The sequence below is a fragment of the Streptomyces sp. NBC_00212 genome (assembly GCF_045206365.1).
Taxonomy (GTDB): Bacteria; Actinomycetota; Actinomycetes; order Streptomycetales; family Streptomycetaceae; genus Streptomyces.
On record NZ_CP108115.1, the window covers coordinates 2,543,462 to 2,569,249 of the forward strand.

Annotated in this window: 26 protein-coding genes, 1 pseudogene and 1 riboswitch; of the genes and pseudogenes, 5 read left to right on the plus strand and 22 right to left on the minus strand. The window is 71.3% G+C overall.

The window, feature by feature from the left end; all coding sequences use genetic code 11:
• Positions 1–18: 18 nt before the first annotated feature.
• The 3 genes from OHA17_RS11415 to OHA17_RS11425 all read left to right on the plus strand — a co-directional run bounded on the left by OHA17_RS11415 (position 19) and on the right by OHA17_RS11425 (position 3,234).
• Positions 19–756, plus strand: a complete 738-nt coding sequence (locus OHA17_RS11415; protein ID WP_053729258.1) for an ABC transporter ATP-binding protein — start codon at positions 19–21, stop codon at positions 754–756.
• Positions 738–1,895 (plus strand): hypothetical protein, encoded by a 1,158-nt coding sequence (locus tag OHA17_RS11420; protein ID WP_406506352.1) that lies wholly within the window; start codon positions 738–740, stop codon positions 1,893–1,895. Before OHA17_RS11415 ends, OHA17_RS11420 begins: the two co-directional genes overlap by 19 nt.
• A 211-nt stretch (positions 1,896–2,106) precedes the next feature.
• Positions 2,107–3,234, plus strand: coding sequence for an LOG family protein (locus OHA17_RS11425; RefSeq protein WP_406506354.1), 1,128 nt, complete (start codon positions 2,107–2,109; stop codon positions 3,232–3,234).
• On the opposite strand, the gene OHA17_RS11430 is transcribed toward OHA17_RS11425, so the two are convergent.
• Positions 3,231–3,683: an SRPBCC domain-containing protein gene (locus OHA17_RS11430; RefSeq protein ID WP_406506356.1), complete on the minus strand. Its 453-nt coding sequence runs from the start codon at positions 3,681–3,683 to the stop codon at positions 3,231–3,233. The genes OHA17_RS11425 and OHA17_RS11430 overlap by 4 nt on opposite strands.
• Positions 3,676–4,023, minus strand: a complete 348-nt coding sequence (locus tag OHA17_RS11435) for an ArsR/SmtB family transcription factor (protein WP_398878276.1) — start codon at positions 4,021–4,023, stop codon at positions 3,676–3,678. Before OHA17_RS11435 ends, OHA17_RS11430 begins: the two co-directional genes overlap by 8 nt.
• A gap of 180 nt (positions 4,024–4,203) precedes the next feature.
• On the opposite strand from OHA17_RS11435, the gene OHA17_RS11440 reads away from it, so the two are divergent.
• A complete protein-coding gene (locus tag OHA17_RS11440) occupies positions 4,204–5,115 on the plus strand; it encodes a hypothetical protein (protein WP_406506358.1) in 912 nt (303 codons plus the stop codon).
• Positions 5,116–5,548: 433 nt separating this feature from the next.
• Here the strand turns inward: OHA17_RS11440 and OHA17_RS11445 are convergent, their stop codons facing one another.
• The 9 genes from OHA17_RS11445 to rpsB all read right to left on the minus strand — a co-directional run bounded on the left by OHA17_RS11445 (position 5,549) and on the right by rpsB (position 15,421).
• Positions 5,549–6,571, minus strand: a complete 1,023-nt coding sequence (locus OHA17_RS11445) for an ABC transporter ATP-binding protein (protein WP_406506360.1) — start codon at positions 6,569–6,571, stop codon at positions 5,549–5,551.
• Complete coding sequence (locus tag OHA17_RS11450) at positions 6,571–8,184, minus strand: ABC transporter permease (protein ID WP_406510687.1); 1,614 nt, start codon at positions 8,182–8,184, stop codon at positions 6,571–6,573. Before OHA17_RS11450 ends, OHA17_RS11445 begins: the two co-directional genes overlap by 1 nt.
• 38 nt (positions 8,185–8,222) lie before the next feature.
• A complete protein-coding gene (locus OHA17_RS11455; protein ID WP_406506362.1) occupies positions 8,223–9,323 on the minus strand; it encodes a thiamine ABC transporter substrate binding subunit in 1,101 nt (366 codons plus the stop codon).
• An 82-nt stretch (positions 9,324–9,405) separates the two neighbouring features.
• A riboswitch (TPP riboswitch) is annotated at positions 9,406–9,524 on the minus strand.
• A 90-nt stretch (positions 9,525–9,614) separates the two neighbouring features.
• Positions 9,615–10,721 carry a 23S rRNA (adenine(2503)-C(2))-methyltransferase RlmN gene (rlmN, locus tag OHA17_RS11460; protein ID WP_406506364.1) on the minus strand — a complete coding sequence of 369 codons (1,107 nt, stop codon included), beginning with the start codon at positions 10,719–10,721 and terminating at the stop codon, positions 9,615–9,617.
• A 90-nt stretch (positions 10,722–10,811) separates the two neighbouring features.
• On the minus strand, positions 10,812–11,918 hold the full coding sequence (locus OHA17_RS11465; protein WP_398878285.1) for a phosphatidate cytidylyltransferase: 1,107 nt from the start codon (positions 11,916–11,918) through the stop codon (positions 10,812–10,814).
• Positions 11,918–12,475: a ribosome recycling factor gene (frr, locus tag OHA17_RS11470; protein ID WP_053729268.1), complete on the minus strand. Its 558-nt coding sequence runs from the start codon at positions 12,473–12,475 to the stop codon at positions 11,918–11,920. The genes OHA17_RS11465 and frr overlap by 1 nt, the downstream gene beginning before the upstream one ends.
• A gap of 124 nt (positions 12,476–12,599) precedes the next feature.
• On the minus strand, positions 12,600–13,388 hold the full coding sequence (gene pyrH, locus OHA17_RS11475; RefSeq protein ID WP_053729269.1) for a UMP kinase: 789 nt from the start codon (positions 13,386–13,388) through the stop codon (positions 12,600–12,602).
• Between the two features lie 160 nt (positions 13,389–13,548).
• Complete coding sequence (tsf, locus tag OHA17_RS11480; RefSeq protein ID WP_406506367.1) at positions 13,549–14,385, minus strand: translation elongation factor Ts; 837 nt, start codon at positions 14,383–14,385, stop codon at positions 13,549–13,551.
• Between the two features lie 121 nt (positions 14,386–14,506).
• Positions 14,507–15,421, minus strand: coding sequence for a 30S ribosomal protein S2 (gene rpsB / locus OHA17_RS11485; RefSeq protein ID WP_406506369.1), 915 nt, complete (start codon positions 15,419–15,421; stop codon positions 14,507–14,509).
• A gap of 292 nt (positions 15,422–15,713) precedes the next feature.
• Between rpsB and OHA17_RS11490 the strand changes: the two genes are divergently transcribed.
• Complete coding sequence (locus tag OHA17_RS11490; protein ID WP_406506371.1) at positions 15,714–16,181, plus strand: M23 family metallopeptidase; 468 nt, start codon at positions 15,714–15,716, stop codon at positions 16,179–16,181.
• Positions 16,182–16,254: 73 nt separating this feature from the next.
• Here OHA17_RS11490 and OHA17_RS11495 read toward each other — a convergent pair whose 3' ends face one another.
• The 11 genes and pseudogenes from OHA17_RS11495 to lepB (OHA17_RS11545) all read right to left on the minus strand — a co-directional run bounded on the left by OHA17_RS11495 (position 16,255) and on the right by lepB (OHA17_RS11545) (position 25,750).
• A complete protein-coding gene (locus OHA17_RS11495; RefSeq protein ID WP_406510688.1) occupies positions 16,255–16,812 on the minus strand; it encodes a TetR/AcrR family transcriptional regulator in 558 nt (185 codons plus the stop codon).
• An 83-nt stretch (positions 16,813–16,895) separates the two neighbouring features.
• Positions 16,896–17,738 carry an RNA polymerase sigma factor WhiG gene (gene whiG / locus OHA17_RS11500; protein WP_053727942.1) on the minus strand — a complete coding sequence of 281 codons (843 nt, stop codon included), beginning with the start codon at positions 17,736–17,738 and terminating at the stop codon, positions 16,896–16,898.
• Between the two features lie 243 nt (positions 17,739–17,981).
• Entirely contained in the window at positions 17,982–19,148 is a 1,167-nt protein-coding gene (dprA, locus tag OHA17_RS11505) for a DNA-processing protein DprA (protein ID WP_406506373.1), read from the minus strand.
• Entirely contained in the window at positions 19,145–20,761 is a 1,617-nt protein-coding gene (locus OHA17_RS11510; RefSeq protein WP_406506375.1) for a YifB family Mg chelatase-like AAA ATPase, read from the minus strand. The genes dprA and OHA17_RS11510 overlap by 4 nt, the downstream gene beginning before the upstream one ends.
• 1 nt (position 20,762) lies before the next feature.
• On the minus strand, positions 20,763–21,137 hold the full coding sequence (locus OHA17_RS11515; protein WP_406506377.1) for a YraN family protein: 375 nt from the start codon (positions 21,135–21,137) through the stop codon (positions 20,763–20,765).
• 149 nt (positions 21,138–21,286) lie between these two features.
• Complete coding sequence (locus OHA17_RS11520; protein ID WP_003965949.1) at positions 21,287–21,595, minus strand: DUF2469 domain-containing protein; 309 nt, start codon at positions 21,593–21,595, stop codon at positions 21,287–21,289.
• Between the two features lie 55 nt (positions 21,596–21,650).
• Positions 21,651–22,136 carry an NUDIX hydrolase gene (locus tag OHA17_RS11525; RefSeq protein WP_406506379.1) on the minus strand — a complete coding sequence of 162 codons (486 nt, stop codon included), beginning with the start codon at positions 22,134–22,136 and terminating at the stop codon, positions 21,651–21,653.
• Between the two features lie 4 nt (positions 22,137–22,140).
• Positions 22,141–22,884 carry a signal peptidase I gene (gene lepB / locus OHA17_RS11530; protein ID WP_406506381.1) on the minus strand — a complete coding sequence of 248 codons (744 nt, stop codon included), beginning with the start codon at positions 22,882–22,884 and terminating at the stop codon, positions 22,141–22,143.
• A 104-nt stretch (positions 22,885–22,988) separates the two neighbouring features.
• Positions 22,989–23,978, minus strand: coding sequence for a signal peptidase I (gene lepB / locus OHA17_RS11535; protein ID WP_406510689.1), 990 nt, complete (start codon positions 23,976–23,978; stop codon positions 22,989–22,991).
• A 292-nt stretch (positions 23,979–24,270) separates the two neighbouring features.
• A pseudogene (gene lepB / locus OHA17_RS11540) lies at positions 24,271–24,984 on the minus strand (signal peptidase I); the annotation flags it as partial.
• Entirely contained in the window at positions 24,977–25,750 is a 774-nt protein-coding gene (gene lepB, locus OHA17_RS11545) for a signal peptidase I (RefSeq protein ID WP_406506383.1), read from the minus strand. The gene lepB (OHA17_RS11545) and the pseudogene lepB (OHA17_RS11540), both read right to left, overlap by 8 nt.
• Between the last annotated feature and the right edge of the window lie 38 nt (positions 25,751–25,788).

A 25,788-nucleotide genomic window follows, 5' to 3' on the forward strand; every position in this document is an offset into this window, starting at 1 on the left:
TGAACCGAGGTATGCACCATGGTGGCTCCGCCGGACAGCGACGTGTTGTGGGCGCGTTCCCTGCACCATTCCCACAGCGGCTCGCCCGCCCTGACCGGCGTCAGCGTCGGGGTCCGCGAGGGTGAGATCCTCGCCGTCGGCGGCCCGCGCGGCAGCGGCAAGACGACCCTGCTGCGCTGCCTGTCCGGGTCCCTCGTGCCGGACGAGGGCGAGGTGTGGTTCAACAGCGGGCCCGTGCACACCCTGGGCGCCGTCGCCCGTGAGCGGCTGCGGCGCGACCGGTTCGGCTGGATCGACCCCGAGCCCGCCCTGGTCCCCGAGCTGAACGCGTGGGAGAACGCGGCCCTGCCCCTGTTGTTGCGCGGCATCGGGCACCGCGCCGCGAAGAAGGCCGCCCTGGAGTGGCTGGAGCGGCTCGACATCGACATGTGCGCCAAGAAGCGCCCGCACGCCCTGCTCCAGGCGCAGCGTCAGCGCGTGGCGCTCGCCCGCGCCCTGGTCACCGGGCCCGCCGTACTGTTCGCCGACGAGCCGACCGCGACCCTGCACCGCGCCGACCGCGCGCAGGTGTTGCGGACCCTGCTCACCGCGGCCCGCTCGCACCGGATCACCACGGTCATGGCCACCCACGACACCGATGTCGCGGCGCTCGCCGACCGCACGGTGGTCCTCATCGACGGCTGCCGCGTCAACTCCCGTGGAAACACCGGCACTTCGGATGCGGAGGGTATCTCGGCGTGCTCGCTCTCCGTCTAGCCCGCGGTTCCCGTCCCCTGGTCCTGCTGCGCCGCCTGCTGGTGTCCGCCGCGTCCGCCGGGGTCGGGTTCCTCCTGCTGTGCACGCTCGGTTACGCGGTCGGCCATCCCGGCGCGTCGGGGCTGCGGCTGCTGTGGTGCGTGGTTCCGCTGGCCGCCACGGCGCAGTTCGCGGTCGCCGTGGCCCGCACCGACCCGAGCACCCGGCCCCGCGAAGGGCTCTCCGCGGTGGGTCTGGGCCCGGCCCGGCTCGCCGCGGTCGCGGCCGTGTCCACGGCGGTGTCGTGCACGCTGGGCTCGGCGGTCGCGCTCCTGGTCTATCTCCACCTGCGCGGTGACATCACCGGGCTCCCCTTCGACGGGGAGGCCGCCGGGCTGCTCGCCGCCGACCAGCCGATGCCGCTGGCGGGCGCCCTGACCCTGCTCGCCGCCCTGCCGGTCACGGCGTCGGTGGCAGCCGGACTCGCCCTGCGCCCGCGCACCCTGCGCCCCGGCGACGTGTGCGACCCGGTGCACCCCGAGGAGCCCGCGCCGACGCCGAGCGGCCTGCCGTGGGGCTTCGCGCTCGTCGCGGCGGGCCTCGCGGTCCAGACGTACGTGAGCCGGGGCGACCGGGGTTCCTCCTTCCCGATGCCGGGCCACCCGGGGGCCAGCCCGGCCGGGGTGCTCGGCGGCTGGGCGCTGACCGCGGTCGGCCTGGCCCTCGCGGGTCCTGCGGTGGCCCACTTCAGCGGGCGGCTGCTGCAGCTGGTCCGCCCGGGCGCGGCCCGCCTGCTCGCGGGCCGGATCCTGATGGCGGAGGCCCGCCGCATCGGGCGCCCGCTGGGGGTGGTGTGTGCGGTGGCCTCCGGAGGGATCGCGGCGGCCACGCTGTACGGCGACCGGGCCGGGCCGCACCCCTTCGGCCCGCTGACCGGGCTCGGCGCGGCCCTGGTGATCAGCTGCCCGCTCGCCACGCTGCTGACCGCGGCCCTGGAATCCCGCCACGCCCGCGCCGACACGACCCAGGCCCTGGTGGCCCTGGGCACCCCGGCGGCCCTGCTCCGAACCGCCGCGTCCCTGCGAGCCCTGGCCCTGCTGCTCGTCTTCACCCCGCTGACGGTGACGATCGCGGCACTGGCGGCACTGCCGTTGCGGTAGGGGGGCGGTGTCGCTGGGGCTGCGGCCCGGTGGTCGTTCCCTGGGGCTCCGCCCCAGACCCCGTTCGCGCCTGAAGGGCGCTCGTCCTCAAACGCCTGACGGGCTGGGTATGCCTGTACCCGGTGCTGTCAGGGGCGCGGGGAACTGCGCGAGCAACCACGCACGGTCCGCAGTCGAAGGCCGGATCCGCGCAATCCGCGCAGCGCCTAGCATGGTCGCCGTGCCGGACGAAGATGCGAAGTTTCCCGCGGGCAGCGACACCGAGATCGAATCGCTGGCCGAGTTCGACGCGGCGGCGGCGCACGCGACGCTGGCCGGATTCAGGGTGCAGTCGGTGGACCTGACGGCCCGTACGCCCGTACTGCTGCGCACCGACACGGCCGGCGCCGTGTTCCTCGGCTGCGCCATGGAGCCGGACGCCGCCGCGAAGGTCAGGGCCGACGGCGCGCTGGTCTTCCCGCCCGTCCCGCACCTGCCCTTCGACCCGTACCGGGGCACGCTCTACTCCCCCGCCGAGCTCTTCGAGGGGCTCGCCGCGGGCTACGAGCGGACCCCGGACGCGCTCTCGTACGCCTGGTTCCGGCGGACCAAGGCGGACGGCGACATCTTCTCCTCGATGCTGCGTTCCATCCACGACGAGGCGATCTCGGACGCCCTGGACGAACTGCTCGTCGGGGCGAGGGTGGTGGGCGTGATGGGCGGCCACGCGATGGGCCGCGGCACGGCCGAGTACGAGGGCGCTGCGGTGCTCGGGCGGACGCTGGCCCGCGCCGGGTTCACCGTGGCGACGGGCGGCGGCCCGGGTGCGATGGAGGCCGCGAACCTGGGTGCGTACGCGGCGCCCTTCGACGACGCGATGCTTGGCTCGGCCCTCGAACTCCTCGCCGAGGAGCCCTCGTTCAGGCCCTCCGTGTCGGCGTGGGCACGCGCCGCCTTCGAGGTGCGTACGAAGTGGCCGCGCGGCGGCACCTCCGTGGGCATCCCGACCTGGTTCTACGGGCACGAGCCGCCGAACGCCTTCGCGGGCGCGATCGCCAAGTACTTCGCCAACGCCACCCGCGAGGACGGCCTGCTCGCCCGCTCGAACGCGGGGGTCGTCTTCCTGCCGGGCGCGGCCGGCACCGTACAGGAGATCTTCGACAACGCGACGCCGAACTACTACGAGTCGCGGGGCACCCCGACGCCGATGGTCCTGGTCGACCGCGCGCACTGGACCGAGCGCCTGCCCGCCTGGCCGCTGCTCGAAGCGCTGGCCGAGGACCGGCCGATGGCGGGCCGGATCGCCCTGGTCGACTCGGTGTCCGAGGCGCCCGGGGCGCTGGCCCGCATGTCGCGCTAGCGCTGGGCGAGGTGGCCGGCGAGGGTGTCGAAGAAGTGCGCCCAGCCGCCCTTGGCCTGCTCGTACTGCACGGCCGTGAGGTTGCCGCCGCGCTGGGTGAAGACCATTTCGGTCTTGTCGCCGTGGTCGGCGAAGGTGACGGTGACGATCTCGCCCTCGATGTCGGCGGGCGCGGACGCGTCCTTGAGCGTGAAGACGAGCCGCTCCGGCTCGACGACCTCCTTGTAGACGCCGCCGAACGGCATCTCGCCGTGGCCGGGGACGAGCATGACGAGGCTCCAGGCGCCGCCGGGGCGCACGTCCAGAGAGATCCGGTCGAGCGGGACCTCGGCCGCGCCGCCGTACCAGGCGGCGAAGTGCTCGGGGGTGGTCCAGGCCCGGAAGACCAGGTCGCGGGGTGCGTCGAAGACGCGGGTGATCTCGATGCCGTCGTTCACGTTCTCACTCATCGTTGTTCTTTCCTTTCTGGAGCCCTCGCAAGTGTTCCGCGAGAGCGTCGAAGCTGCCTTCCCAGAACCGCCGGTACCGCTCCAGCCAGTCGGTGGCGTCCGCGAGGGGCGCCGCCTCAAGCCGGCAGGGCCGCCACTGGGCCGAGCGGCCGCGGGTGATCAGTCCGGCCTTTTCCAGCACCTTCAGGTGCCGGGAGACGGCCGGGAGGCTCATCTCGAACGGCTCGGCGAGCTCACCGACCGTGGCCTCCCCCTCGGCGAGCCGGGCGAGGATCGCGCGGCGCGTGGGGTCGGCCAGGGCGGCGAAGACGACGCTGAGCCGGTCGGTCGCGTCCGCCATGCTACTTAACCACCTCGTTAATTAACTAGTACGTTAAATGTAGCGGGGAGGGCCGGACGGCGCAAGGGAACGGCGAGCGGGCAAGAGGTCGCCCCACTCAGGCAACTCCCAAGGGGCGGTAAACGTCTGGTAAAGCGGAGTGGGGCGAACGGGTTGCCCCCGCCAGGAACGGAGTCACTTGTGCTGCTCGGTCTGCTGACCGCCATCGCCGCCTCGGTCTGCTACGGCACGGGTTCGGTCCTGCAAGCCGTCGGGTCCCGCAAGTCCGCCCGCCGCGACGCGGCCGCGAGCGACCGGACCCAGCACGGCGGGCCCAGCCTCTCCTCCACCGCGAAGGCGGCCACGACCTGGGAGTTCATAGTCGGGACCATCCTCGACTTCGTCGGGTTCGGCCTCGGCGCGCTGGCGGCCCGCCTGCTCCCCCTCTTCCTGTCCCAGACGGTGATCAGCGCGAACCTGGTCATCACGGCGGTCCTCAGCGTGAAGCTCCTCGGCATCCGATTGAGCCGCGCGGAGTGGACGTCGATCGGCGTGGTCTGCTCGGCGCTGGTCCTGCTCGCGACGGCGGCGGGCCACGAGGGCAGCGGCCACACGGCGATGTCAACGCACTGGTGGCTCCTGGCGGTTGCGCTGGTGCTGATGGCCGGAGGCACGGTGGTGGTACGCCTCATGGGCGCCCGCGCCGCGATCCTGGCGGGCCTCCTGTCCGGTCTGGGCTTCGGCGCGCTCGGCGTCGGCGTCCGCGTCCTGAACGGCATCGACCCCTTCGACGCCGGCGCCCTGCTCACCGACCCTGCGCTGTACGCGATCCTGGTGGCCGGCATCGGCGGCATGTACCTGCACACGGTGGCCCTGCAGATCGGCTCGGTGAACGGCGCGACGGCGGCGCTCGTGGTGGGCGAGACGGTGCTGCCGGGCGCGATCGGGGTGCTGTGGCTGGGGGACGCGTCCCGGGCGGGCCTGGCGTGGATGGCGGTCCTGGGCTTCGTCCTGGCGGTGGCCGGGGCGGTGGCGGTGGCGTGGTTCGGCTCGCCGGAGGGCCACGGGGCGGCCGAGCCGACCCGGGCGAAGGAGCTGACCCCGGCGGGCTGAGCGCGGGCCCTCCGCCCTTACGGCTGGGGCTCCGCCCCAGACCCTGATCCCCCACCCCGCCCCTTCCCGAAACTCGCCGAGGGTGGTGACGGGGGCCGCCCGGCGGGTGGTACTGGGGGCTGCGCCCCCAACGGCGGGATGAGCGGACGGTTTTCGACTGCGGGCCGTGCGTGGCTGGTCGCGCCCACGCGACGGAGCCGCACAGTGTCACAGCCCCGCGCCCCTAACAGCGTCAATTGCTGGCCGGCACCGGCATCTTCAGCCCGTCATGGGGGTCCCCCCTGGCCCTTAAGGCCTTGGGGGAGTTTGAGGACGAGCGCCCTTCAGGCGCGAACGGGGTCTGAGGCGGAGCCCCAGGTAACGACCACCGGGCCGCACCCGAACGACATCCCCCGGAGGGTCTCGGGAAGGGGCGGGGTGGGGAAAGTTCCCCCTACCCCTCCCTCAGCACCACCACTCCCCCCGCCCCAAAGGCAACGCCAACCGCCGCCCCCACCTCCGGCGCCCCCTCCAACCCGCACTCCGCCTCCAGCAACGGCCCCCCGCCGGGCCGCAGCCGGAGCGCCACGTGGTTGCCCCGGAACGTCCGCCCCACCACCTCGCAGGGCAACCCCTCCCGCTCCCCCACGAGCCGGACGCCCGCCGGGCGGACCAGGACCCGCGCCGGGCCCTGCGGCGAGCCGGCCGGGACCGGGACCTTTCCCCAGGTCGTGTCCGCGGCTTCCCCCGAGACCGTCGCCGGGACCACGTTCTCGAAGCCCAGGAAGCGGGCCACGAATTCGGAGGCCGGGTGCTGCCAGACCCCCAGCGGCGTGCCGGTCTGCGCGATGCGGCCGTCCCGCATCACCACGACCCGGTCGGCCAGCGCGAACGCCTCGCCCTGGTCGTGCGTGACGGCCAGGACGGTGGTGCCCAACTGGCCGAACAATGAACGGAGTTCGACGACCAGGCGCTCGCGCAGCGTGCGGTCCAGCTGGCCCAGCGGCTCGTCCAGCATCAGGAGGCGGGGGGAAGGTGCCAGCGCCCTCGCGAGCGCGACGCGCTGCTGTTCGCCGCCGGACAGGGCCGCGACGGCCCGCCCGCCCGCGCCCGGCAGCCCGACCAGGTCGAGCAACTCGCCCACCCTGCGCGCCTGTTCGCCCCGCGAGGCCCCCCGCATGCGCAGCCCGAACGCCACGTTCCCGGCGACGTCGCGCTGCGGGAAGAGCTGGTGGTCCTGGAACATCAGGCCGAGACCGCGTTTGTGTACGGGCACTCCCGACTGGTCGGCGCCGCCCAACAACACCCGCCCACCGGTGAGGGGTTGAAGGCCCGCGACGACCCGCAGCAGCGTCGACTTGCCGCTGCCGCTGGGGCCGAGCACGCACACCGTCTCGTGGTCGGCGACCTCCAGATCGACCGCGTCGAGCGCGGCCCGCTGTCCGAACCGTACGGTCACACCGTCGAGCTTCAGCATCAGAACTCCCCGCTCCGGTCGGTCCGGATGCGTTCCAGGACGAGCAGCGACACCGCGCACACCACCATCAGAATCGTGCTGAGGGCCATCGCCTGGCCGTAGTTGAGGTCGCCGGCCCGGCCGAGGAGGCGGGCCACGGCGACGGGCAGCGTCGGGTGGTCGGGCCGGGCGATGAACACGGTCGCCCCGAACTCGCCGAGCGACACCGCGAACGCGAAGCCCGCCGCGACGAGCAGCGCCCGCCGCACCAGCGGCAGATCCACCTCGCGCCAGGCTCGCAGCGGGGACGCCCCGAGCACGGCCGCCGCCTCGCGCAGCCGCCCGTCCACCGCGCGCAGCACCGGCAGCATGATCCGTACGACGAAGGGGGTGCCCACCAGCGCCTGGGCGAGCGGCACCAGGATCCAGGAGGTCCTCAGGTCGAGCGGCGGCTCGTCGAGGGTGATCAGGAAGCCGAAGCCGACGGTCACGGCGGAGACGCCGAGCGGCAGCATCAGGAGGGCGTCGAAGCCCCGGATCAGACGGCCGCTGCCGCGCCGGGTCAGGGCGGCCGCCGCGAGCCCGCCGATGAGGAGCGCGATGGCGGTGGCGGCGAGGGCGTACTGGAGCGAGTTCCAGATCGCCTCGATGGGCGGCACGAGGAAGCTGCCGTTGTCCCCGGCGGCCTGGAGCGCCCGGTAGTAGCCGAGGCCGTAGCCGTCGGGGGTGTCCAGGGAGCGTTCGATCAGTACGCCGACGGGGAGGAGGATCAGCAGTGCCACGACTCCGAGGACCGAGGCGAGCAGCGTCCACTGGCCGGCGCCGCGCGGGCGTCGCGCGGTCTGGGCGGGGTCGACGAGTTTCAGCGCGGTCTCGCGGCGGCGCACCGTCCGGGCGTGCACGGCGAGGATCGCGCCGACCGCCACGAACTGCACGAGCGTCAGGACGGCCGCGGTCGGCAGGTCGAGGAGTTCGGCGGTCTGGCGGTAGATCTCCACTTCGAGGGTGGAGAAGGTGGGGCCGCCGAGGATCTGCACGACGCCGAACGAGGTGAAGGTGAAGAGGAAGACCATGAGGGCCGCGGCGGCGACCGCGGGGCCGAGCGCGGGCAGCGTCACCTTGCGCCAGGCAGCGAACCGGGAGGCGCCGAGGACGCGGGCGGCCTCTTCCTGGCGGGGGTCGAGCTGCGACCACAGGCCGCCGACGGTGCGGACGACCACCGCGTAGTTGAAGAAGACGTGGGCGAGCAGGATCGCCCACACGGTGGTGTCCAGGCGCACCCCCCACAGCTGGTCGAGCAGCCCGCCGCGGCCGAGCAGCGCGAGGAACGCGGTGCCCACGACGACGGTCGGCAGCACGAACGGCACGGTCACGACGGCCCGCAGGAGTTGCTTGCCGGGGAAGTCGAGGCGCGCGAAGACGTACGCGCCGGGCAGCGCGATCAGCAGGGTGAGCGCGGTGGAGGCGAGCGCCTGCCAGGTCGTGAACCACAGGACGTGCCCGATGTCGGGGTCGCTCAGGACCTCGCCGATCCGGCCGAGCTGCCAGGCGCCGTCCGCCTTGAGCCCGCGGCCGACGATGGCGGCCACGGGCCAGGCGAAGAACACGGCGAAGAACACGACGGGCAGGGCCATCAGGCCGAGCCGCACCGCGTTCCGCCGCAGTTTCGGGCCTACTTCAGGACGAGCGAGGACCACGTCTTGACCCACTGGTCACGGTTCTTGGCGATCTTGTCGGGGGCGACGGTCGCCGAGTTCGTGATCTTCGCGCCGAACTTGGTGAACTCCGGCGGGACGGTGGCGTCCTTGGCGACCGGGTCCACGAACATCTGGAGCGGCATGTCCTCCTGGAACTTCTTGGAGATCAGGAAGTCCAGGAGCGCCTTGCCGCCGGCCTCGTTCTTGGCGCCCTTGAGCAGGCCCGCGAACTCGGTCTGGCGGAAGCAGGTGCCGGTGGCCACGCCGGTGGGGGCCTCGGTGGGCCTGGGGTCGGCGTAGATCACCTCGGCGGGCGGGCTGGAGGCGTAGGAGACGACGAGCGGCCGGTCGCCCTTGGCCTTCTTGCCGCCGGCCGAGCCGGAGAAGTCCGTGTTGTAGGCCTGCTCCCAGCCGTCGACGACCTTGACCCCGTTGGCCTTCAGCTTCTTCCAGTAGTCCTGCCACCCGTCGTCGCCGTACTTGGCGACGGACCCGAGCATGAAGCCGAGCCCGGGCGAGGACGTCGCCACGTTCTCGGTGACGAGCAGGTCCTTGTACTCGGGCTTGATCAGGTCGTCGAAGGTCTGCGGGGGGCTGAGCTTCTTGTCCGCGAAGTACTTCTTGTCGTAGTTGACGCAGATGTCGCCGGTGTCGACGGGCGTGACCCGGTGCTTGTCCTTGTCGAGCTGGACGTCGGCGGGAATCCGGTCCAGGCCCTTGGCCTCGTACGGCGTGAAGATTCCGTTGTCGAGGGCGCGCGAGAGCAGCGTGTTGTCGACGCCGAAGAACACGTCGCCGCGCGGGGAGCCCTTGGTGAGGATCTCCTGGTTGAGCGCGGCCCCGGCGTCCCCGCTCTTGAGGACCTTGACGGTGTAGCCGGTCTGCGCGGTGAACGCCTTGAGCACCGGATCCGAGGCGTTGAACGAGTCGTGGCTGACCAGCGTCACCGTCTTGCTGCCGGATCCGCTTGCCTCGCCGGACGTCTTCTTGCCGTCCGAGCCGCCGCAGGCCGCCAGCGTGGTGACCCCGAGGGCGGCGGCGATCGCGCCGGCCGCGAGCCTCTTGGTACTGCGCATTTCTTCATTCCTCCTGGAGATGACCAGGAAGAGACGCGGCCCTGCCCGCACGACGGCAGGTCGTGCGGGCAGGGCGCAACAGCTTGAGTAATCGCCGAACTTCCTACCCCGAATGACCGGGGCAAGGTTCAGAGGGTCTGCGGTCCGTGTCCCTTGCGGGCACCGCACTCTCAGCGCTGTGGCGCTCCCCTGTCGGAATATGCAGATGTTGCCAGCCAGGTTACACGGGGCCCCTGACAGGCCCCCGGCCGTTCTGCCCCTCGGACTCCTGCGGACTCCGGCCTCTGCGGACTACCGCTCGGAGGCGGCGAGCTGCCCGCAGGCTCCGTCGATCTCCTGGCCCCGGGTGTCGCGGACGGTCACGGGCACGCCGTGAGCCGCGATGGCCTCGACGAACGCCTTCTCGTCCTCGGGCCGCGAGGCCGTCCACTTGGAGCCCGGCGTCGGGTTCAGCGGAATGAGGTTGACGTGCACCCGCTTGCCCTTGAGGAGCCTGCCGAGCAGATCGCCGCGCCACGCCTGGTCGTTGATGTCGCGGATCAGGGCGTACTCGATGGAGATGCGGCGCCCGGACTTCTCGGCGTACTCCCACGCGGCGTCGAGGACCTCGCGGACCTTCCACCGGGTGTTGACCGGTACGAGGGTGTCGCGCAGCTCGTCGTCGGGGGCGTGCAGGCTCACCGCGAGGCGGCACTTGAAGCCCTCGTCGGCGAAGCGGTGCATGGCGGGCACCAGGCCCACGGTGGAGACGGTGATGCCGCGCTGCGACAGGCCCAGGCCGTCCGGCTCGGGGTCGGTGAGCCGGCGGACGGCGCCGACGACGCGCTTGTAGTTGGCGAGCGGCTCGCCCATGCCCATGAAGACGATGTTGGACAGGCGGGCAGGTCCCCCGGGGACCTCGCCGTCGCGCAGCGCCCGCATGCCGTCGACGATCTGGTGCACGATCTCGGCGGTCGACAGGTTGCGGTCGAGGCCCGCCTGGCCGGTGGCGCAGAACGGGCAGTTCATGCCGCAGCCGGCCTGCGAGGAGATGCACATCGTCACCCGGTCCGGGTAGCGCATCAGGACGGACTCGACGAGCGTCCCGTCGTGCAGCTTCCACAGCGTCTTGCGGGTGGTGTCGTCGTCGCAGGAGATGTGGCGGACGACCGACATCAGGTCGGGAAGGAGCTCCTCCTGGAGCCGGCCGCGCGCGGCGAGCGGAATGTCCGTCCACTCCGCCGGGTCGTGGGCGTACCGCGCGAAGTAGTGCTGCGAGAGCTGCTTGGCGCGGAACGGCTTCTCGCCGATCGCGGCGACGGCTTCCTTGCGCTCGGCGGGCGAGAGGTCGGCGAGGTGCCGCGGCGGCTTCTTGGCTCCGCGGGGGGCGACGAAAGTGAGTTCTCCGGGCTTGGGCATGGTTCCTCAAGTGTCTCAGACGTACGGAAAAGGGCTCGCCGTCCTGTGGACGACGAGCCCTCACCGTTCAAAGCGATACAAAAACGCAGGTCAGCCGTTTCCGACGAACACCACGAGCAGCAGCCACACCACCGGAGCCGTCGGCAGCAAGGAGTCGAGCCGGTCCATGATGCCGCCGTGGCCCGGAAGCAGCGTGCCCATGTCCTTGATGCCGAGGTCCCGCTTGATCATCGACTCGCCGAGGTCGCCGAGCGTGGCGCTGCACGCGACCGCGAGGCCGAGCAGCAGGCCCTGCCACCACGTGCCGTCGTCGATCAGGAACTGCATGCACAGCGCGCCCGCCACCATCGCGAACGACACCGCGCCGAACAGGCCCTCGCGGGTCTTTCCGGGGCTGATGCGCGGCGCCAGCTTGTGCCTGCCGAAGCGCCAGCCGATCGCGTACGCACCCGTGTCGCTGACCACGGTCAGGAGCAGGAAGGTGAGCACCCGCCAGGGTCCGTCGTCCGCGGTGAGCAGCATCGCGACGAACGTGGCGAGGAACGGCACGTAGAACGCCGCGAAGACGCCCGCCGTGACGTCCCGCAGATAGCCCTCGGGCGGTTCGGTCATCCGCCACACGAGGACCGCGAGCGAGGTGAGGGCCATCGCGACCCAGGCCCCCTCGGCGCCGCTGACGTAGCCGGCGACGACCATCGCCGCGCCGCCGACCGCGAGCGGTACCAGCGGCGCCTTGATCTGCTTGCGTTCTTCGAGGCGGCTGGTCAGCTCCCACAGCCCGACGACCACGGCGACCGCGATGACGCCCACGAAGACGGCCTTCACGATGAAGAGCGACGCGAGGATGACCGCGCCGAGCCCCACGCCGACCCCTATCGCGGCCCGCAGGTCGCGGCCCGCCTTCTTCTTCTCCGGCTGGGCGGGCACGGGGGGCACGGGCGGAGGGCTTGCCATGGGCTCCTGCGGCGTCTCGTCGCGGAAGTCAGGGCCGCCCGGCAGAGCGGCCCCCAAGTCGTGTACGCGGTCTTCGGCGTCTCTGCCCGCATCGGGCAGGACGGGCATCTGCTGCGTCCTCGACACGGGCGGGGCGTCATACGCATCGTATGCAGGCCCCGCCGGGAACGCCCCCTGGGAAGGCCCCTCGGGGGTTCCCCAGTATTCGGGTCTCGGCGGAGCCCCCCAGGAAGAGTCGTTCATCAGACCTCGAGCAGCTCGGCTTCCTTGTGCTTGAGCAGCTCGTCGACCTGCGCCACGTACTTGGCGGTGGTGTCGTCGAGCTCCTTCTCCGCACGGCGGACCTCGTCCTCGCCGGACTCCTTGTCCTTGACGAGCTTGTCGAGGGCGTCCTTGGCCTTGCGGCGCACGGCGCGGATCGACACCTTGGAGTCCTCGGCCTTGGTGCGCGCGACCTTGATGTAGTCCTTGCGGCGCTCTTCGGTCAGCTCCGGGAAGTTCACGCGGATGATGCTGCCGTCGTTGCTCGGGTTGACGCCGAGGTCCGAGTCGCGGATGGCCTGCTCGATGTTGCGCAGCGCGCTCTTGTCGAACGGGGTCACGACCGCCATGCGCGGCTCCGGGACGGAGAACGAGGCGAGCTGGTTGATCGGCGTCAGCGCACCGTAGTAGTCCGCCACGATCTTGTTGAACATCGCCGGGTGCGCACGCCCGGTGCGAATCGCGGCGAAGTCCTCCTTGGCGACCACGACGGCCTTCTCCATCTTCTCCTCGGCCTCGAGGAGGATTTCTTCGATCACCACTTGCTCCTGCATGTCTTGGGTGGGCCGGGAGTTCTCAGTGCGACCTGATCCCTTGGGCCCTGGATAACCAGCGTCTTTCCCTGCACGGTGTCCGACCGGCAGGGGATTGTCCATCCCCCGGTCAGGCCCGGGTGCCCTGGTCGCTCACGAGAGTGCCGATCTTCTCACCCTTGACGGCGCGCGCGATGTTGCCCGCCGTCAGGAGCTCGAAGACGAGGATCGGGAGGTTGTTGTCGCGGCACAGGGTGATCGCGGTCATGTCGGCGACCTTCAGGTCCCGGGTGATGACCTCGCCGTACTCAAGCGCGTCGAACTTCACCGCGTCGGGGTTGACGCGGGGGTCGGAGTCGTAGACGCCGTCCACCCCGTTCTTGCCCATCAGCATGGCCTCGGCGTCGATCTCCAGGGCACGCTGGGCGGCGGTGGTGTCGGTGGAGAAGTACGGCATGCCCATGCCGGCGCCGAAGATGACGACGCGGCCCTTCTCCAGGTGGCGTACGGCCCGCAGCGGGATGTACGGCTCGGCGACCTGGCCCATCGTGATGGCGGTCTGGACGCGCGAGTCGATGCCCTCCTTCTCCAGGAAGTCCTGGAGGGCGAGGCAGTTCATGACCGTACCGAGCATGCCCATGTAGTCGGAGCGGGCCCGGTCCATGCCGCGCTGCTGGAGCTCGGCGCCCCGGAAGAAGTTGCCTCCGCCGATGACGACGGCGATCTGTGCGCCGTCCCGGACGACTGCGGCGATCTCGCGGGCGATGTTGTGCACGACGTCGGGATCGACACCGAGCCCCCCACCGCCGGCGAACGCCTCACCGGAAAGCTTCAGCATGAAGCGCCCGGCCACCTTGCCGTCATCGCGCTTGTGGTCGGCCGAGTGATCGGCCTTGGCGGCGTCCGCGCCCTGATTCATGGGGATCTCCTCGTGCACATACGAAGAAGGCCATTGCCGGTGGGTACTCGTGGTCCCTAGCGGCAATGGCCTCCTCGTCAGATCTGCGGTCGTCCGTCGCGTGCGCGGCCGACGACTGCCTCAGACCCTAGCGGGGTCTAGTGTCGAACGCTGAACAGACTCAGATGCCGACCTTGATGCGCGAGAAGCGCTTCAGGGTGACACCGGCCTCCTTCAGAACCTGCTCGACGGACTTCTTGTTGTCCAGCGCGTACGGCTGGCCAAGCAGCGTGGCGTCCTTGAAGAAGCCGTTGACGCGACCCTCGACGATCTTCGGGAGCGCGGCCTCGGGCTTGCCCTCGGCGCGGGTGGTCTCCTCGGCGACACGACGCTCGGTCTCGACGACCTCGGCCGGAACGTCCTCACGGGTGAGGTACTTCGGCGCGAAAGCGGCGATGTGCTGCGCGACGCCCTTGGCGATCTCGGCGTTCTCCTGGTCGAGCTCGACGAGGACACCGATCTGCGGCGGCAGGTCAGGCATGGTGCGGTGCATGTACGCGGCCACGTAACCGCCCGTGAACTGCGCGAAGCGGTCCAGGACGATCTTCTCGCCGAGGTTGGCGTTGGCCTCGTCGACGAACGCCTGGACGGTCTTGCCGGCCTCGATCTCGGAGGCGAGCAGCGCGGCGATGTCGGCCGGGGAGGTGGCGGCGACGTGCTCGGCCAGCTTGGCGGCGACGGCCTGGAACTTGTCACCCTTGGCGACGAAGTCCGTCTCGCACTTCAGCTCGACGAGGACGCCGGACGTCTTGTCCTCGGAGATGACGGAGACGACGGCGCCGTTCTCGGCAGAACGGCCCTCGCGCTTGGCGACGCCCTTCTGACCCTTGATGCGCAGGGCCTCGACGGCCTTGTCGACGTTGCCGTCGGCCTCGTCCAGGGCCTTCTTGCAGTCCATCATGCCGGCGCCGGTGAGCTCACGGAGCTTCTTGACGTCAGCGGCGGTGTAGTTCGCCATGAGTCTGTGTTTCTCTCTCGGAGTCTAGAAAGATCTACGAAGATCTGCGGGGCTACGGGTCGACGGCGGGGGCTTGTGGCCCCCGCCGTCAACTACCGAACCTGTGGGTCCCTGTAAAGGGTCAGGCCTGCTCGGCGTCCGCGGCCGGAGCCTCGGTGGCCGGGGCCTCAGCGGTCTCGGCAGCAGCCTCGGCCGGCTTCTCGGCCTCGGCGGCCGGAGCAGCCTCGGCCGCGGGGGCCTCGGCGTCGTCGGCCTTCTTCTCACCCTCGAGCAGGTCGCGCTCCCACTCGGCGAGCGGCTCGCCGGCCGCCTTCTCGCCCGGCTTCGAGTCGCCGGTCGCAGCGCCGGAACGGGCGATGAGGCCCTCGGCGACGGCGTCGGCGATCACGCGGGTGAGCAGGGTGACGGAGCGGATCGCGTCGTCGTTGCCCGGGATCTTGTAGTCGACCTCGTCGGGGTCACAGTTCGTGTCGAGGATCGCGACGACCGGGATGTGGAGCTTGCGCGCCTCACCGACGGCGATGTGCTCCTTCTTGGTGTCGACGATCCAGACGGCGCTGGGAACCTTCGACATCTCGCGGATACCACCGAGGGTCTTCTCCAGCTTGGCCTTCTCACGCGAGAGGACCAGGAGCTCCTTCTTGGTGAGACCCGAGGCCGCGACGTCCTCGAAGTCGATCTGCTCAAGCTCCTTGAGGCGCTGCAGACGCTTGTAGACGGTGGAGAAGTTGGTCAGCATGCCGCCGAGCCAGCGCTGGTTGACGTAGGGCATGCCCACGCGCGTCGCCTGCTCGGCGATCGCTTCCTGCGCCTGCTTCTTGGTGCCGACGAACATGATGGAGCCGCCGTGCGCGACGGTCTCCTTGACGAACTCGTAGGCGCGGTCGATGTACGACAGCGACTGGAGCAGGTCGATGATGTAGATGCCGTTGCGCTCCGTGAAGATGAAGCGCTTCATCTTCGGGTTCCAACGACGGGTCTGGTGACCGAAGTGGACGCCGCTCTCCAGCAGCTCCCGCATCGTGACGACGGCCATGGCCGTACTCCTTGAGGTACTCGGTTACCGCGGCCGCCGGTCGGCTGCCGCGCCTGACGCCCCGGTGCGCCGTGCCCTGAACCCTGCGCGGGTAAGGACCGAGAGGCGCGGCCGGCGATGGTGGTGAGACCGCCGGCGGGGCGTGCGAAGTCGATCCGGTCACCCGGATCGCCACAAGAAGTGTACGGGACCCGCACAGTGCCGGGTGACGGCGCTGTCCACAACCCCTCAGTACTCCACAGCCCAAGACCAAGATCCCCACGGATCGGCTCACGCCGGGACCCTGTTCCCCATGTACCGAGCACTCCTGCTGGCCCTGACCGCCGCCGCCACCTGGCCCGTCCTCCCGCCGACCGTCATCCACCCATGGGCCCCGCCGGCCACGCCCTACGGCCCCGGCCACCGGGGCATCGACCTGGCCGCGCCCCCGGGCACCCCGGTACACGCGGCCGCCGCGGGCCGGGTCACCTTCGCCGGCCAGGTAGCGGGCCAGGGAGTCCTGACGATCACCCTGCCGGGCACGGCATCCCCACCCTTGAGAACGACGTACGAGCCGGTACGAGCCCTGGTGAAGGAAGGCGCGGACGTCACCGCCGGCCAGATCGTCGCCACCGCCGCCGACACCCCGTCCCACTGCCCGGACGGCTGCCTGCACTGGGGGCTGCTGAGAGGTGACATCTATCTGAACCCGCTGCTGCTCCTGCACCGACGGGCACCCTCGCGGCTGCTGCCTGTGGTGGGGGTGGTCGAGCCGGGGTGAGGGGGGCGTTGGGAGGGGGCGTTGGGAGGGGGCGGGGGGAGGGGGGAGGGGGCGGGGGAGGCCCCCAGGAGGTTCAGCCCTTGACGCCCCGCAGGGCCATGGCCACCGCCGCGTCCGCGATTGCGGAGGGGGGTTCCGCCGTGCCCTGTTCGATGCGGCGGACCGCTGCGTCCACGATGCCCTGGAGGAGGAGCGCGGCCAGGCGGGGCTGGTCGTGGTTCAGGTCGGCGAGGGCTTCGACGATCATGGCGATGAGGCCGCCGTGCGCGGCTCGGATCTTTTCGCGGGCGCCGGCGTCGAGTTCGCTGGCCGAGATGGCGACGACCGCCCGGTGGCGCTGGTCGCCGACGAGGCCGAGCTGGTGGCGTACGTACGCCTCGACCTTGCCCTCGGGGGTTTCGGCCCGCTGCATCGCGCCTTCGATCTCGGCGGCCCAGAGCGGGAAGTCGACGGCGCAGAGTTCCTCGACGACCGCGGCGCGGGAGCGGAAGTACTCGTACACGGACGAGCGGGCGAGGCCGGTGCGTTCGGCCAGGGCGGGGAAGGTCAGCGCTTCCGTGCCGCCTTCGGACAGCAGGGAGCGTGCGGCGTCCAGCAGGGCGTCGCGCTGCATGGTGCGGTGCTCGGCCACGGAGGCCGCTCGGATCCTGGGCACTGTTCCACTTTACGGCCGGGCGGCCGGAGAGATCGGCGGGGACGATGTACCGGGGCCCCTCAACGCCCGACGTCGGCCAGCTTGGCCCTCAGCTGGAGCACCGACTTGGTGTGGATCTGGCTCACCCGGCTCTCGGTCACGCCGAGCACGTTGCCGATCTCGGCGAGGGTGAGGCCTTCGTAGTAGTAGAGCGTGACGACGGTCTTCTCGCGCTCGGGAAGCGTGTTGATGGCGCGGGCGAGGAGGCGGCGCAGTTCGCGGTCCTCGGCGACTTCGACGGGGTCGTCGGCGGAGGTGTCCTCCAGGGTGTCCATGAGGCTGAGCCGGTCACCGCTCTCGCCGCCGACGTGCAGCAGTTCTTCGAGGGCCACCACGTTGGCGAGCGACAACTGGCTGAAGACGGCGTGCAGTTCCTCGACGGCGATGCCCATCTCGGCGGCCACCTCGGCCTCCGAGGGGGTGCGTCTGAGCTGGGCTTCGAGGGTCGCGTAGGCGCGCTCGACGGCGCGCGCCTTCTGCCGTACGGAGCGCGGGATCCAGTCCAGTGCGCGGAGTTCGTCGATCATCGCGCCGCGGATCCGGGTGATCGCGTACGTCTCGAACTTGATGGCCCGCTCGATGTCGAACTTCTCGATGGCGTCGATGAGCCCGAAGACTCCGGAGGAGACGAAGTCGGCCTGCTCGACGTTGGGCGGCAGGCCCACGCTCACGCGTCCCGCGACGTACTTCACCAGGGGCGAGTAGTGGAGGATCAACTGCTCGCGCAGCCGCTCGTCGCCGGTGGCCTTGTACGACCGCCACAGCTCGTCGACGGACGAGGGCGCCGGTGGCCGCACGGTGCCGCTGCCGCGGGCAGCCGGGGGCGCTGCCGTGCGATCAGACCCGGAGGTGTGCTGGGGCATGCGTTGCCTTGAGCCGTTCTGCTGTGACGTGAGCGGGGGGCTGTTTCCGGTCGGGGATCCTCGTGAGCGTAGCGTGACTGAGCTGTCGCGGTGCGCGAAGAGCGGGTGATCGGACGCTGTCGCTCCGGTCTGTCGCGGCGCAGGCGCAGGTGGGGGCCGTCGCGCCGCGCGTCGGCCCCGAAAGCGCTGCTGTGCGGCCCGCGGTGGACATAGCCCCTCACCTTGTCACCCGAATGCCCCAGGTCAAGCACCGCCTCGCCGCGCACTCGCGGGGTGGAGTGCGTCGGCCGTCAACTTCCAGGCGTCGCCGACGCGTTCGACGAAGCCGAGGGAGTGCAGTTCGTAGAGCCGGCCGAGTGCTTCGTCGGTGCTGGTTCCGGCTTCGCGGGCCAGGTCGCGGGCTGCCGCTGTACCGCGGGACGGCAGTGCTTCCAGTACGCGGGCGGCGTCGGGGGCCAGGAGGTCGCGGGGCAGTACGGGCCCGCGCCGGGCGGGTGCGAGTTCGCCCATGTCTCCGACGAGTTCGACGATTTCCGCGGCGTCGGTGACCAGGATGCCCTCGCCGCGCAGGAGTTCATGGACGCCGGCCGACAGCCCGCTGGTGGCGGGGCCGGGGACGCCCATCGTGAAGCGGCCGAGCTTCTGCGCGGCGCGTGCGGTGACGAGCGAACCGCTGCGGTACTCGGCCTCGACGACGACGGTTCCTCGGGTGAGGGCGGCGATGACGCGGTTGCGCAGGATGAACCTGCTGGGGGTCGGATGGTCGCCGGGTGGCAATTCGCCCACGAGGAGGCCTTGTTCGGCGATGCGTCCGATCAACTCGGCGTGCCCGCGCGGGTAGACGACGTCGACCCCGCACGCGAGGACGGCGATGGTGGCGCCGCCGGCGGCCAGGGTGCCGCGATGGACGGCCCCGTCGATGCCCGCGGCCGCGCCGGACACGACGACCCACCCCTTCTCGGCGAGGCCCGAGCCGAGGACCGCGCCCATGTGGGCCCCGTACGGTGTGCAGGCCCGGGCGCCGACGACCGCGACGGAGCGCAGTGCCCATATCCGCAGGTCGCTGTGGCCCCGCACCCACAGGCCGACGGGCCGGGCGTCGCCGAGGTCGTCGAGTTGGCGCGGCCACTCCTCGTCGCCGGGGACGAGGAATCTGGCGCCCGCGGCCGCGGCGGTCGCCAAGTCCCGTACGGGGTCGGCCAGGGCGGCCCGGCGGCGGTGGCTGTCGAGCCGGGCCAGGGTCGCGCCGGGCAGGTCGCCCTCGGGGCCCTGGGGGTCGGTGAGGCGCCGCACGAGATCGACGGCGCCGTAGGTGCGCAGCCAGCGGCCGCCGCGTTCGTCGCCGGGTTCGATGACGCGGGTGAGGGCGGCTCTGGCGAGGCGTTCGGCGCCCGCTCCCGCGGCGTTCACGGGGTGCTCCCGCTCGGCATGGGGGCGCCTCGGGAGATGCCGGTGCGCAGTTCCAGGGCGAGGGCGACGTGGCCCGCGTCGGGCCGGTCGTCTCCGGCGAGGTCGGCGATGGTCCAGGCGACGCGCAGGACGCGGTCGAGTCCGCGTGCGGTGAGCAGGCCTCGTTCCATGTCGCGTTCGGCGCCGGTGAGGGCGCCGGGGGCGGTGAGCCAGCGGGTGCGCAGTTCGTGTCCGGGGACTTCGCTGTTGCTGTTCCAGGGGGTGCCGTCGAGGCGGGCCGCGGTGCGTTCGCGGGCGGCGAGGACGCGCCCGGCGACGGCGGTGCTGGGTTCGCCGCGGCCGCCTCCGCCGAGGAGGTCTTCGCGGCGTACGGGTTCGACTTCGACGCGTAGGTCGACGCGGTCGAGGAGGGGGCCGGAGAGTCTCGCCTGGTAGCGGCGGATCATGGATGCGGGGCATTCGCAGCCCGCTCCGTGCAGGGTGTGCCGGCCGCAGGGGCAGGGGTTGGCGGCGAGAATCATCTGGAAGCGGGCGGGGAGCCGGATGACTCCGGCGCTGCGGGCGATGACGACGTACCCCGATTCGAGTGGCTGCCGCAGCGCGTCGAGGGCTTTGCCGGCGAACTCGGGGGCTTCGTCGAGGAAGAGGACTCCTCGGTGGGCGACGGAGACGGCGCCGGGGCGTGGGAGGCCGTTGCCGCCGCCGACGAGGGATTGCATGGTGGCGGAGTGGTGGGGGGCGCAGTAGGGGGCTCGTCGGACGAGGGGTTCGCCGGGCGGGAGGATTCCGGCGACGGAGTGGACGGCGGTCACTTCGAGGGATTCCTGGCGGGTGAGGGGCGGCAGGATGCCGGGCAGCCGTTCGGCGAGCATCGTTTTCCCGGCTCCGGGTGGGCCGGAGAGGAGGAGGTGGTGGCCGCCCGCCGCGGCGATTTCGAGGGCGGCGCGGGCGGCGTGCTGGCCGGCGACGTCGATGAGGTCGAGGTCGCCGTCGCGCGGGCCCGCGGTCAGTCCGGTGCCGACTCCGGCGCCGGGCACGACGAGCCCGGCGAGCATGGCGTCGGGGCGGCCCTTCTCGGCGGGTTCTTCTTCGGGGACGGGTTCGTCGGTGAGGACGGCGACGAGTTGGCGCAGGCTGCGCACGCCGAGGATGGAGATGCCGGGCACCAGGGCGGCTTCCGCGGCGGTCTGTTCGGGGACGACGACTTGTTCGTAGCCCGCTTCGGCCGCGGCCAGTACGGCGGGCAGGATGCCGCGTACGGGCCGTACGCGGCCGTCGAGGCCGAGCTCGCCGATCATGATGAGGTCGGTGAGTTCGCGGGGGTCGATGCGTTCGGCGGCGCCCAGGATCGCGCAGGCGATGGCCAAGTCGAAGCCGCTGCCGCTCTTGGGGACGGATGCCGGGCTGAGTCCGACGGTGAGTTTCTTCTGCGGCCAGGTGTCGCCGGAATTGACGACGGCGGCCCGGACCCGGTCGCGGCTCTCGGCGAGGCTCTTGTCGGGGAGGCCTACGAGGGTGAAGGCGGCGACGCCGGGTTCGAGGTCGGCCTGGACTTCGACGACGACTCCTTCGACGCCGACGAGGGCGACCGAGCAGGTGCGTGCGAATCCCATGTCAGGCCACCCCCCGCACGTGTTCGGCTCGCGGGGCGCCCTTGCGGGGCAGTACGACGCCGACGAGGTCGATGCGTACGCCGCCGGGCGGTGGTCCTCCGTGGTCGGCGAGCCATTGGCCGGCCAGGCGCTTGAGCCGGTCGGCCTTGGCCGGGGTGACGGCGGCCATGGGGTGTTCGTAGGCGCCGCTCCTGCGGGTCTTGACCTCGCAGATGACGAGGACGTTTCCGCTGGGGGACGTGTCGCTGGCGACGATGTCGATCTCGCCGGTCCTGCCGCAGCGCCAGTTGCGTTCCAGGACTGTCATTCCGGCCGCTTCGAGCAGCCGTACCGCCAGGTCTTCGCCGTATTTTCCGAGTGCTCCGCGAGCGTTCATCCGGCACCACCTCCGGCACCGACTGTCACGCATCCGACGCCAGCGAGTGGATCTTGGTGGACAGCCCTTCGGTTGTGGAAAACTCCGTCACCCGAAGGGGCCCGTCCGCCCCCGTCAGAAGTCCAGCGGATGCCCCGGCGGCAGGCGGCTCAGCCGCCCGGCAGCTCCAGGTCGCTCTTGTTCAGCTCCTCGATGTTCACGTCCTTGAATGTGAGGACCCGGACCTGCTTGACGAATCTGGCCGGCCGGTACATGTCCCACACCCAGGCGTCCGCCATCGACACCTCGAAGAACACCTCGCCCTGGACCGAGTGCACCTGCATCTCGTAGTCGTTGGTGAGGTAGAAACGCCGCTCGGTCTCGATCACGTATTTGAACAGACCGACGACGTCGCGGTACTCCCGGTAGAGCTTCAGCTCCATCTCGGTCTCGTACTTTTCGAGGTCCTCGGCGCTCATGGCATGTTCCCCTTCAGCCGTGCGTCCCCCTATTGTGCGTCAGCCCCCTGGGCCCCTAAACGATTTCCGGGGCCAGGACCACCGGCGCGTGCGGAGGACCCTCGTCGAGCAGCGTGCGCAGCAGCTCGGCGAGCCTGGTCGGGTACACCGTCTCACGCGCCGCTGACAGTTCGGCGGAGGTCCACCACCTCAGCCCCGCGGTACTGCGCCGCTCCAGCTCCGTCAGGCCTGTGGGGGCCGCCTCGGTCTGGGTGGTGCGGGCCAGGTAGTACCACTCGTCCTGGTCCCAGCGGCGCCCGTCGAAGGGGAACGAGCACATCCGGTGCCACAGGACGGGGCCGAGCTCGACGTCTGTGATTCCGGTCTCCTCCGCGAGCTCGCGCAGGGCCGCCTCGGCCCGGGTCTCGTCGCCCTCCAGGCCGCCGCCGGGGGTGAACCACCAGGTGTCGGCGGGGTCTTCGGGCTCGTACCCGCGCATGAGCAGGATGCGGTCGTCCGGGTCGAGCAGGACGACCCTGGCGACCTTGCGGGGTTCGGTCACGGGTTCACCTCCCGGCGGGCGAGGCGGCGCGGGTCCTGCGGCGCCGGGCGAGACCGGCGATCGGGCCGTAGGCGGCTCCGGCCAGGATCAGCACCACGCCGACCACGACGGCGCCCAGGACCAGTTTCAGCGGGCCGGGCTGCGAGATGCCACCCGGCATCGCCTCGAAGCCCGAGGGGCGCCCCAGCATGCCGTCCATGGGCCAGGCGATGGCGTCCACGCGGGCGGACACCGCGGACAGCGGGACCGAGCCGTTGGTGGCGTCGTCCAGGTGGACGCGGGAGTCCATCGAGACGTAGCGGTCGTCGCCGAGCAGGAAGACCTGTCCCTGCGGGACCTTGGCGTCGAAGGACGAGGCGGAGGCGGGGGTCTTGCCGTGCAGATACGGTTCGTCAACCGGTTGGCCGTTGACGGTGAGCCTCCCGTCGGTGCCGCAGCACTTCACGGTGTCGCCGCCGATGCCGACGACGCGCTTGACCATGGGCATGTCGCCCCAGGTCTTGTCGCTGAACACCACGACGTCGCCGCGCCGGACGTCACCGCCGGATATGCGCTGCGCCAGCACCCGGTCGCCGGCCTTGACGGTCGGCGACATGGACTGGGTGGGCACGGTGTACGGCTTGTACTGGACGGCGCCCCAGGCGAACCCGCCGAGGAAGAGGACACAGCCGACGGCCACGGCGAGCCCCGACAGAACACTGCCGAGACTGCGGCCGTGGCCGTCGTGGTCCAGTCCGTTACCGCTCATCGCAGCGCTCCCTTTCCGGCAGCGCCCCGGGGTGCGCGAGGCATCCCGGGACCCCGGAGATCGACATTCCGGGACCGCACCCTACCCGGCGGTACGCCGCCGGGTCAGCCCTTGGCGACCGGGCTTTCCGCCTTGACCTGCGCTTGAAGGAGCTTGCGGCGCCGCCACAGCACCATCGGTACCGCGCCGGCGAGGCCGACGGCGGCGGGCGCTGCCGTGCCCATCGCGCTCAGGCCGGGCTGGTCGAAGGTGTCCGGGACACCGAGCCAGTCGATGCGGTTGAGCGGCCAGGCGATGGTGAAGGCGCGGCCGACGACCTCGTCGGTGGACACCGTGCCGCCACCGGTCAGTTCCTGGTGGTAGCGGGAGTCCAGCGAGTTCTGGCGGTGGTCGCCCATCACCCAGATCCGCCCCTTGGGCACCGTGATCGGCCCGAACGGCATGTCGTCGCAGGCGCTGTCGCCCGGGTAGATGTACGGCTCCTTCAGGGCCTTGCCGTTGACCGTGACGGGCCCGCCCTTCTTGCACTCGACCTTGTCGCCGCCGACCGCGATGACCCGCTTGATCAGGTCCTTCTCCTCGGCGGACGGCATCAGGCCGATGAAGCTGAGGAACTTCTGGGCGGCGTTCGGGTTCGGCGTGGGCTCGCCGTCGAGCCAGCCGCCCGGGTCGTGGAAGACGACGACCTCGCCGCGCTGCGGCTCGGCGCCGAACCACGGGGTCAACTTGTCGACGAGCACCCGGTCCCCGCGCTGCAGGGTGTCCTGCATCGAGTCCGAGGGGATGGAGAAGGCCTGCACCAGGAACGTCTTGATCAGCAGGGCAAGGACCAGTGCGATGCCGATGAGGAGCGGCAGTTCCTTCCAGAAGGAACGCGGCTTCCTGGGCGCGCGGCCCTGGCCTTCACCGGGTACTTCGTCGCCGGATCCGCCGCCCTGCCCGCTGTCCTGCGCCGGCACCGTGTGCTCGGTCGCGGGGCTGTCCGCGGGTCCCGCGGAGGCGTGCCCCGCGGCGGGTCCCGGGGAGGAATCGGCGAGCTCGCTCTCCGGCCGCTCCTCCGGCTCTTCGCGTCCGGATCGTGCGCCGACCGCCAAATCCCCCACATCCACTCCTCACTCTGTGCCACCGCCTGGCCCGTACGAGGCTCAGGCCCACCACTCCCATAACGAGCGGGAGTTCCGCAGGGGTCGGGGGCTGGGTCGCTTGGTCGGGATCCGCCGCCGGATCCCGGGACGACACCCTATGCGACGTACCCAGGGCCGAGCCGCCGGGCGCGGCGGGTACGGAGCCGAACGTGGGAGGTGCTTCCAGCCTGCTCCAGTGCGAGAAAGGCCAGGCCACGACCACCGCACGGCCCACCACTCCGCTCACCGGGACGGTTCCCTGGTGGCCGTCGTCGAGGTGGTAGCGGGAGTCCGCCGAGTTGGACCGGTGGTCCCCCATGACGAAGATCCGGCCCTGCGGAACCTTTACCTCGAATTGGATGAGTGAGGGCGGATTTCCGGGGTGGACGTACGGCTCGTCGAGGGGTTGGCCGTTGACGGTGACCTTGCCGTCCTTGTCGCAGCACTTCACGGTGTCGCCGCCGACCGCGATGACGCGCTTGATCAGGTCCTGCTCGTTGTCGGACGGCAGGAGGCCGATGAAGGTCAGTCCCTGCTTGACCTGTTTGACGACGACGGGGTCCTCGCCGGGTGCCGTCTTCTGCTCGCCCTTGAGCCAGCCGCCGGGGTCCTTGAACACCACGACGTCGCCCCGCTCCGGCTTCGAGCCGAACCAGGGGGTGAGTTTGTCGACCAGGACGCGGTCGCCGATGGTGATGGTCTGCTGCATCGAGCCGGACGGGATCACGAAGGCCTGCACGAGGAAGGTCTTCAGTACGAGGGCGATGAGCAGCGCCACGACGATCAGGAGGGGTATCTCGCGCACCGCCGACCTGCGTCTGCGCCGCTTGACCTTGCGGGCGAGTCTGCGCCGCTCGGCCCGGCCGCTCTGGCCGCGCCGGCCGGGGGCGGGTGCGGTGGACGTGGGCCGGGTGCCGGTGGGCAGCGGCTGGTCGTGGGCGGGGGCACTGGAGCGCGGCCGCCCGCGGCTACCCATGTCCCCCGCCCGGGGCCCGTACGCCTGCGAAGGCGCCGGAACCGCCCACCGAGGTCCACCGTCCGAAGGGCCAGCCGATCCAGTCGGCCCGCCCGATGACCCGGTCCACGGGCACCATGCCGCCGCCGGGGTCGCCGAGGTGGTCGCGGGAGTCGCTGGAGTGGGAGCGGTGGTCGCCGAGGACCCACAGGGTGCCGTCGGGCACGACGATGTCGAAGGGCACCTGGGAGGGGCTGTCGCCGGGGTGCAGGTAGGGCTCGTCGACGGCCGTGCCGTTCACCTGGATCCTCCCCCGCTGGTCGCAGCAGACCACGTGGTCCCCGCCGACGCCCACGACGCGCTTGACGTAGTCGGTCTCGGCGGGCTCGGTCAGGCCGAGGGCTGCACCTGCTGAACGCACGGCACGCCCCAGCGGGTTCCCCTCGTCCCCTTCTCGTACGAAGGAGCCCCGCCCGTCGAAGACGACGACGTCGCCGCGCGCGGGCGTGCCGCCGAAGCGGTAGGCGAGCTTGTTGACCAGGACGCGGTCGCCGACCTGGAGCGTGGGTTCCATCGATCCGCTGGGGATGAGGAAGGGCTGCACCACGAAGTGGCTGAGCAGCAGCAGGAAGACGACACAGAGCGCGAGCAGGGCTCCGGCCTTGCGCCAGGGCCCTTCGAGGTGGCCGGACAGCGCGGTGAAACGCGCGGAGCGCGACGCTTCCGCGGGCCCCGGATCGGGGGTGGCGGAAGGGTCGCGCTCCGTGTGCTGTGCTTCGGTGTCCATCGGGGCCAGAGCTTATCCGGCCGCCGTCAGACCCGTAC

Bases quoted from the DNA above. Each gene is read 5' to 3' on its own strand.
- OHA17_RS11415 (WP_053729258.1), top strand. From the start codon at position 19: ATGGTGGCTCCGCCGGACAGCGACGTGTTGTGGGCGCGTTCCCTGCAC.
- OHA17_RS11425 (WP_406506354.1), top strand. From the start codon at position 2,107: ATGGTCGCCGTGCCGGACGAAGATGCGAAGTTTCCCGCGGGCAGCGAC.
- OHA17_RS11430 (WP_406506356.1), bottom strand. From the start codon at position 3,683: ATGAGTGAGAACGTGAACGACGGCATCGAGATCACCCGCGTCTTCGAC.
- OHA17_RS11435 (WP_398878276.1), bottom strand. From the start codon at position 4,023: ATGGCGGACGCGACCGACCGGCTCAGCGTCGTCTTCGCCGCCCTGGCC.
- OHA17_RS11445 (WP_406506360.1), bottom strand. From the start codon at position 6,571: ATGCTGAAGCTCGACGGTGTGACCGTACGGTTCGGACAGCGGGCCGCG.
- OHA17_RS11450 (WP_406510687.1), bottom strand. From the start codon at position 8,184: ATGGCCCTGCCCGTCGTGTTCTTCGCCGTGTTCTTCGCCTGGCCCGTG.
- OHA17_RS11455 (WP_406506362.1), bottom strand. From the start codon at position 9,323: ATGCGCAGTACCAAGAGGCTCGCGGCCGGCGCGATCGCCGCCGCCCTC.
- rlmN (WP_406506364.1), bottom strand. From the start codon at position 10,721: ATGCCCAAGCCCGGAGAACTCACTTTCGTCGCCCCCCGCGGAGCCAAG.
- OHA17_RS11465 (WP_398878285.1), bottom strand. From the start codon at position 11,918: ATGAACGACTCTTCCTGGGGGGCTCCGCCGAGACCCGAATACTGGGGA.
- pyrH (WP_053729269.1), bottom strand. From the start codon at position 13,388: ATGAATCAGGGCGCGGACGCCGCCAAGGCCGATCACTCGGCCGACCAC.
- tsf (WP_406506367.1), bottom strand. From the start codon at position 14,385: ATGGCGAACTACACCGCCGCTGACGTCAAGAAGCTCCGTGAGCTCACC.
- rpsB (WP_406506369.1), bottom strand. From the start codon at position 15,421: ATGGCCGTCGTCACGATGCGGGAGCTGCTGGAGAGCGGCGTCCACTTC.
- OHA17_RS11490 (WP_406506371.1), top strand. From the start codon at position 15,714: ATGTACCGAGCACTCCTGCTGGCCCTGACCGCCGCCGCCACCTGGCCC.
- whiG (WP_053727942.1), bottom strand. From the start codon at position 17,738: ATGCCCCAGCACACCTCCGGGTCTGATCGCACGGCAGCGCCCCCGGCT.
- OHA17_RS11510 (WP_406506375.1), bottom strand. From the start codon at position 20,761: ATGGGATTCGCACGCACCTGCTCGGTCGCCCTCGTCGGCGTCGAAGGA.
- OHA17_RS11515 (WP_406506377.1), bottom strand. From the start codon at position 21,137: ATGAACGCTCGCGGAGCACTCGGAAAATACGGCGAAGACCTGGCGGTA.
- OHA17_RS11520 (WP_003965949.1), bottom strand. From the start codon at position 21,595: ATGAGCGCCGAGGACCTCGAAAAGTACGAGACCGAGATGGAGCTGAAG.
- lepB (WP_406506381.1), bottom strand. From the start codon at position 22,884: ATGAGCGGTAACGGACTGGACCACGACGGCCACGGCCGCAGTCTCGGC.
- lepB (WP_406506383.1), bottom strand. From the start codon at position 25,750: ATGGACACCGAAGCACAGCACACGGAGCGCGACCCTTCCGCCACCCCC.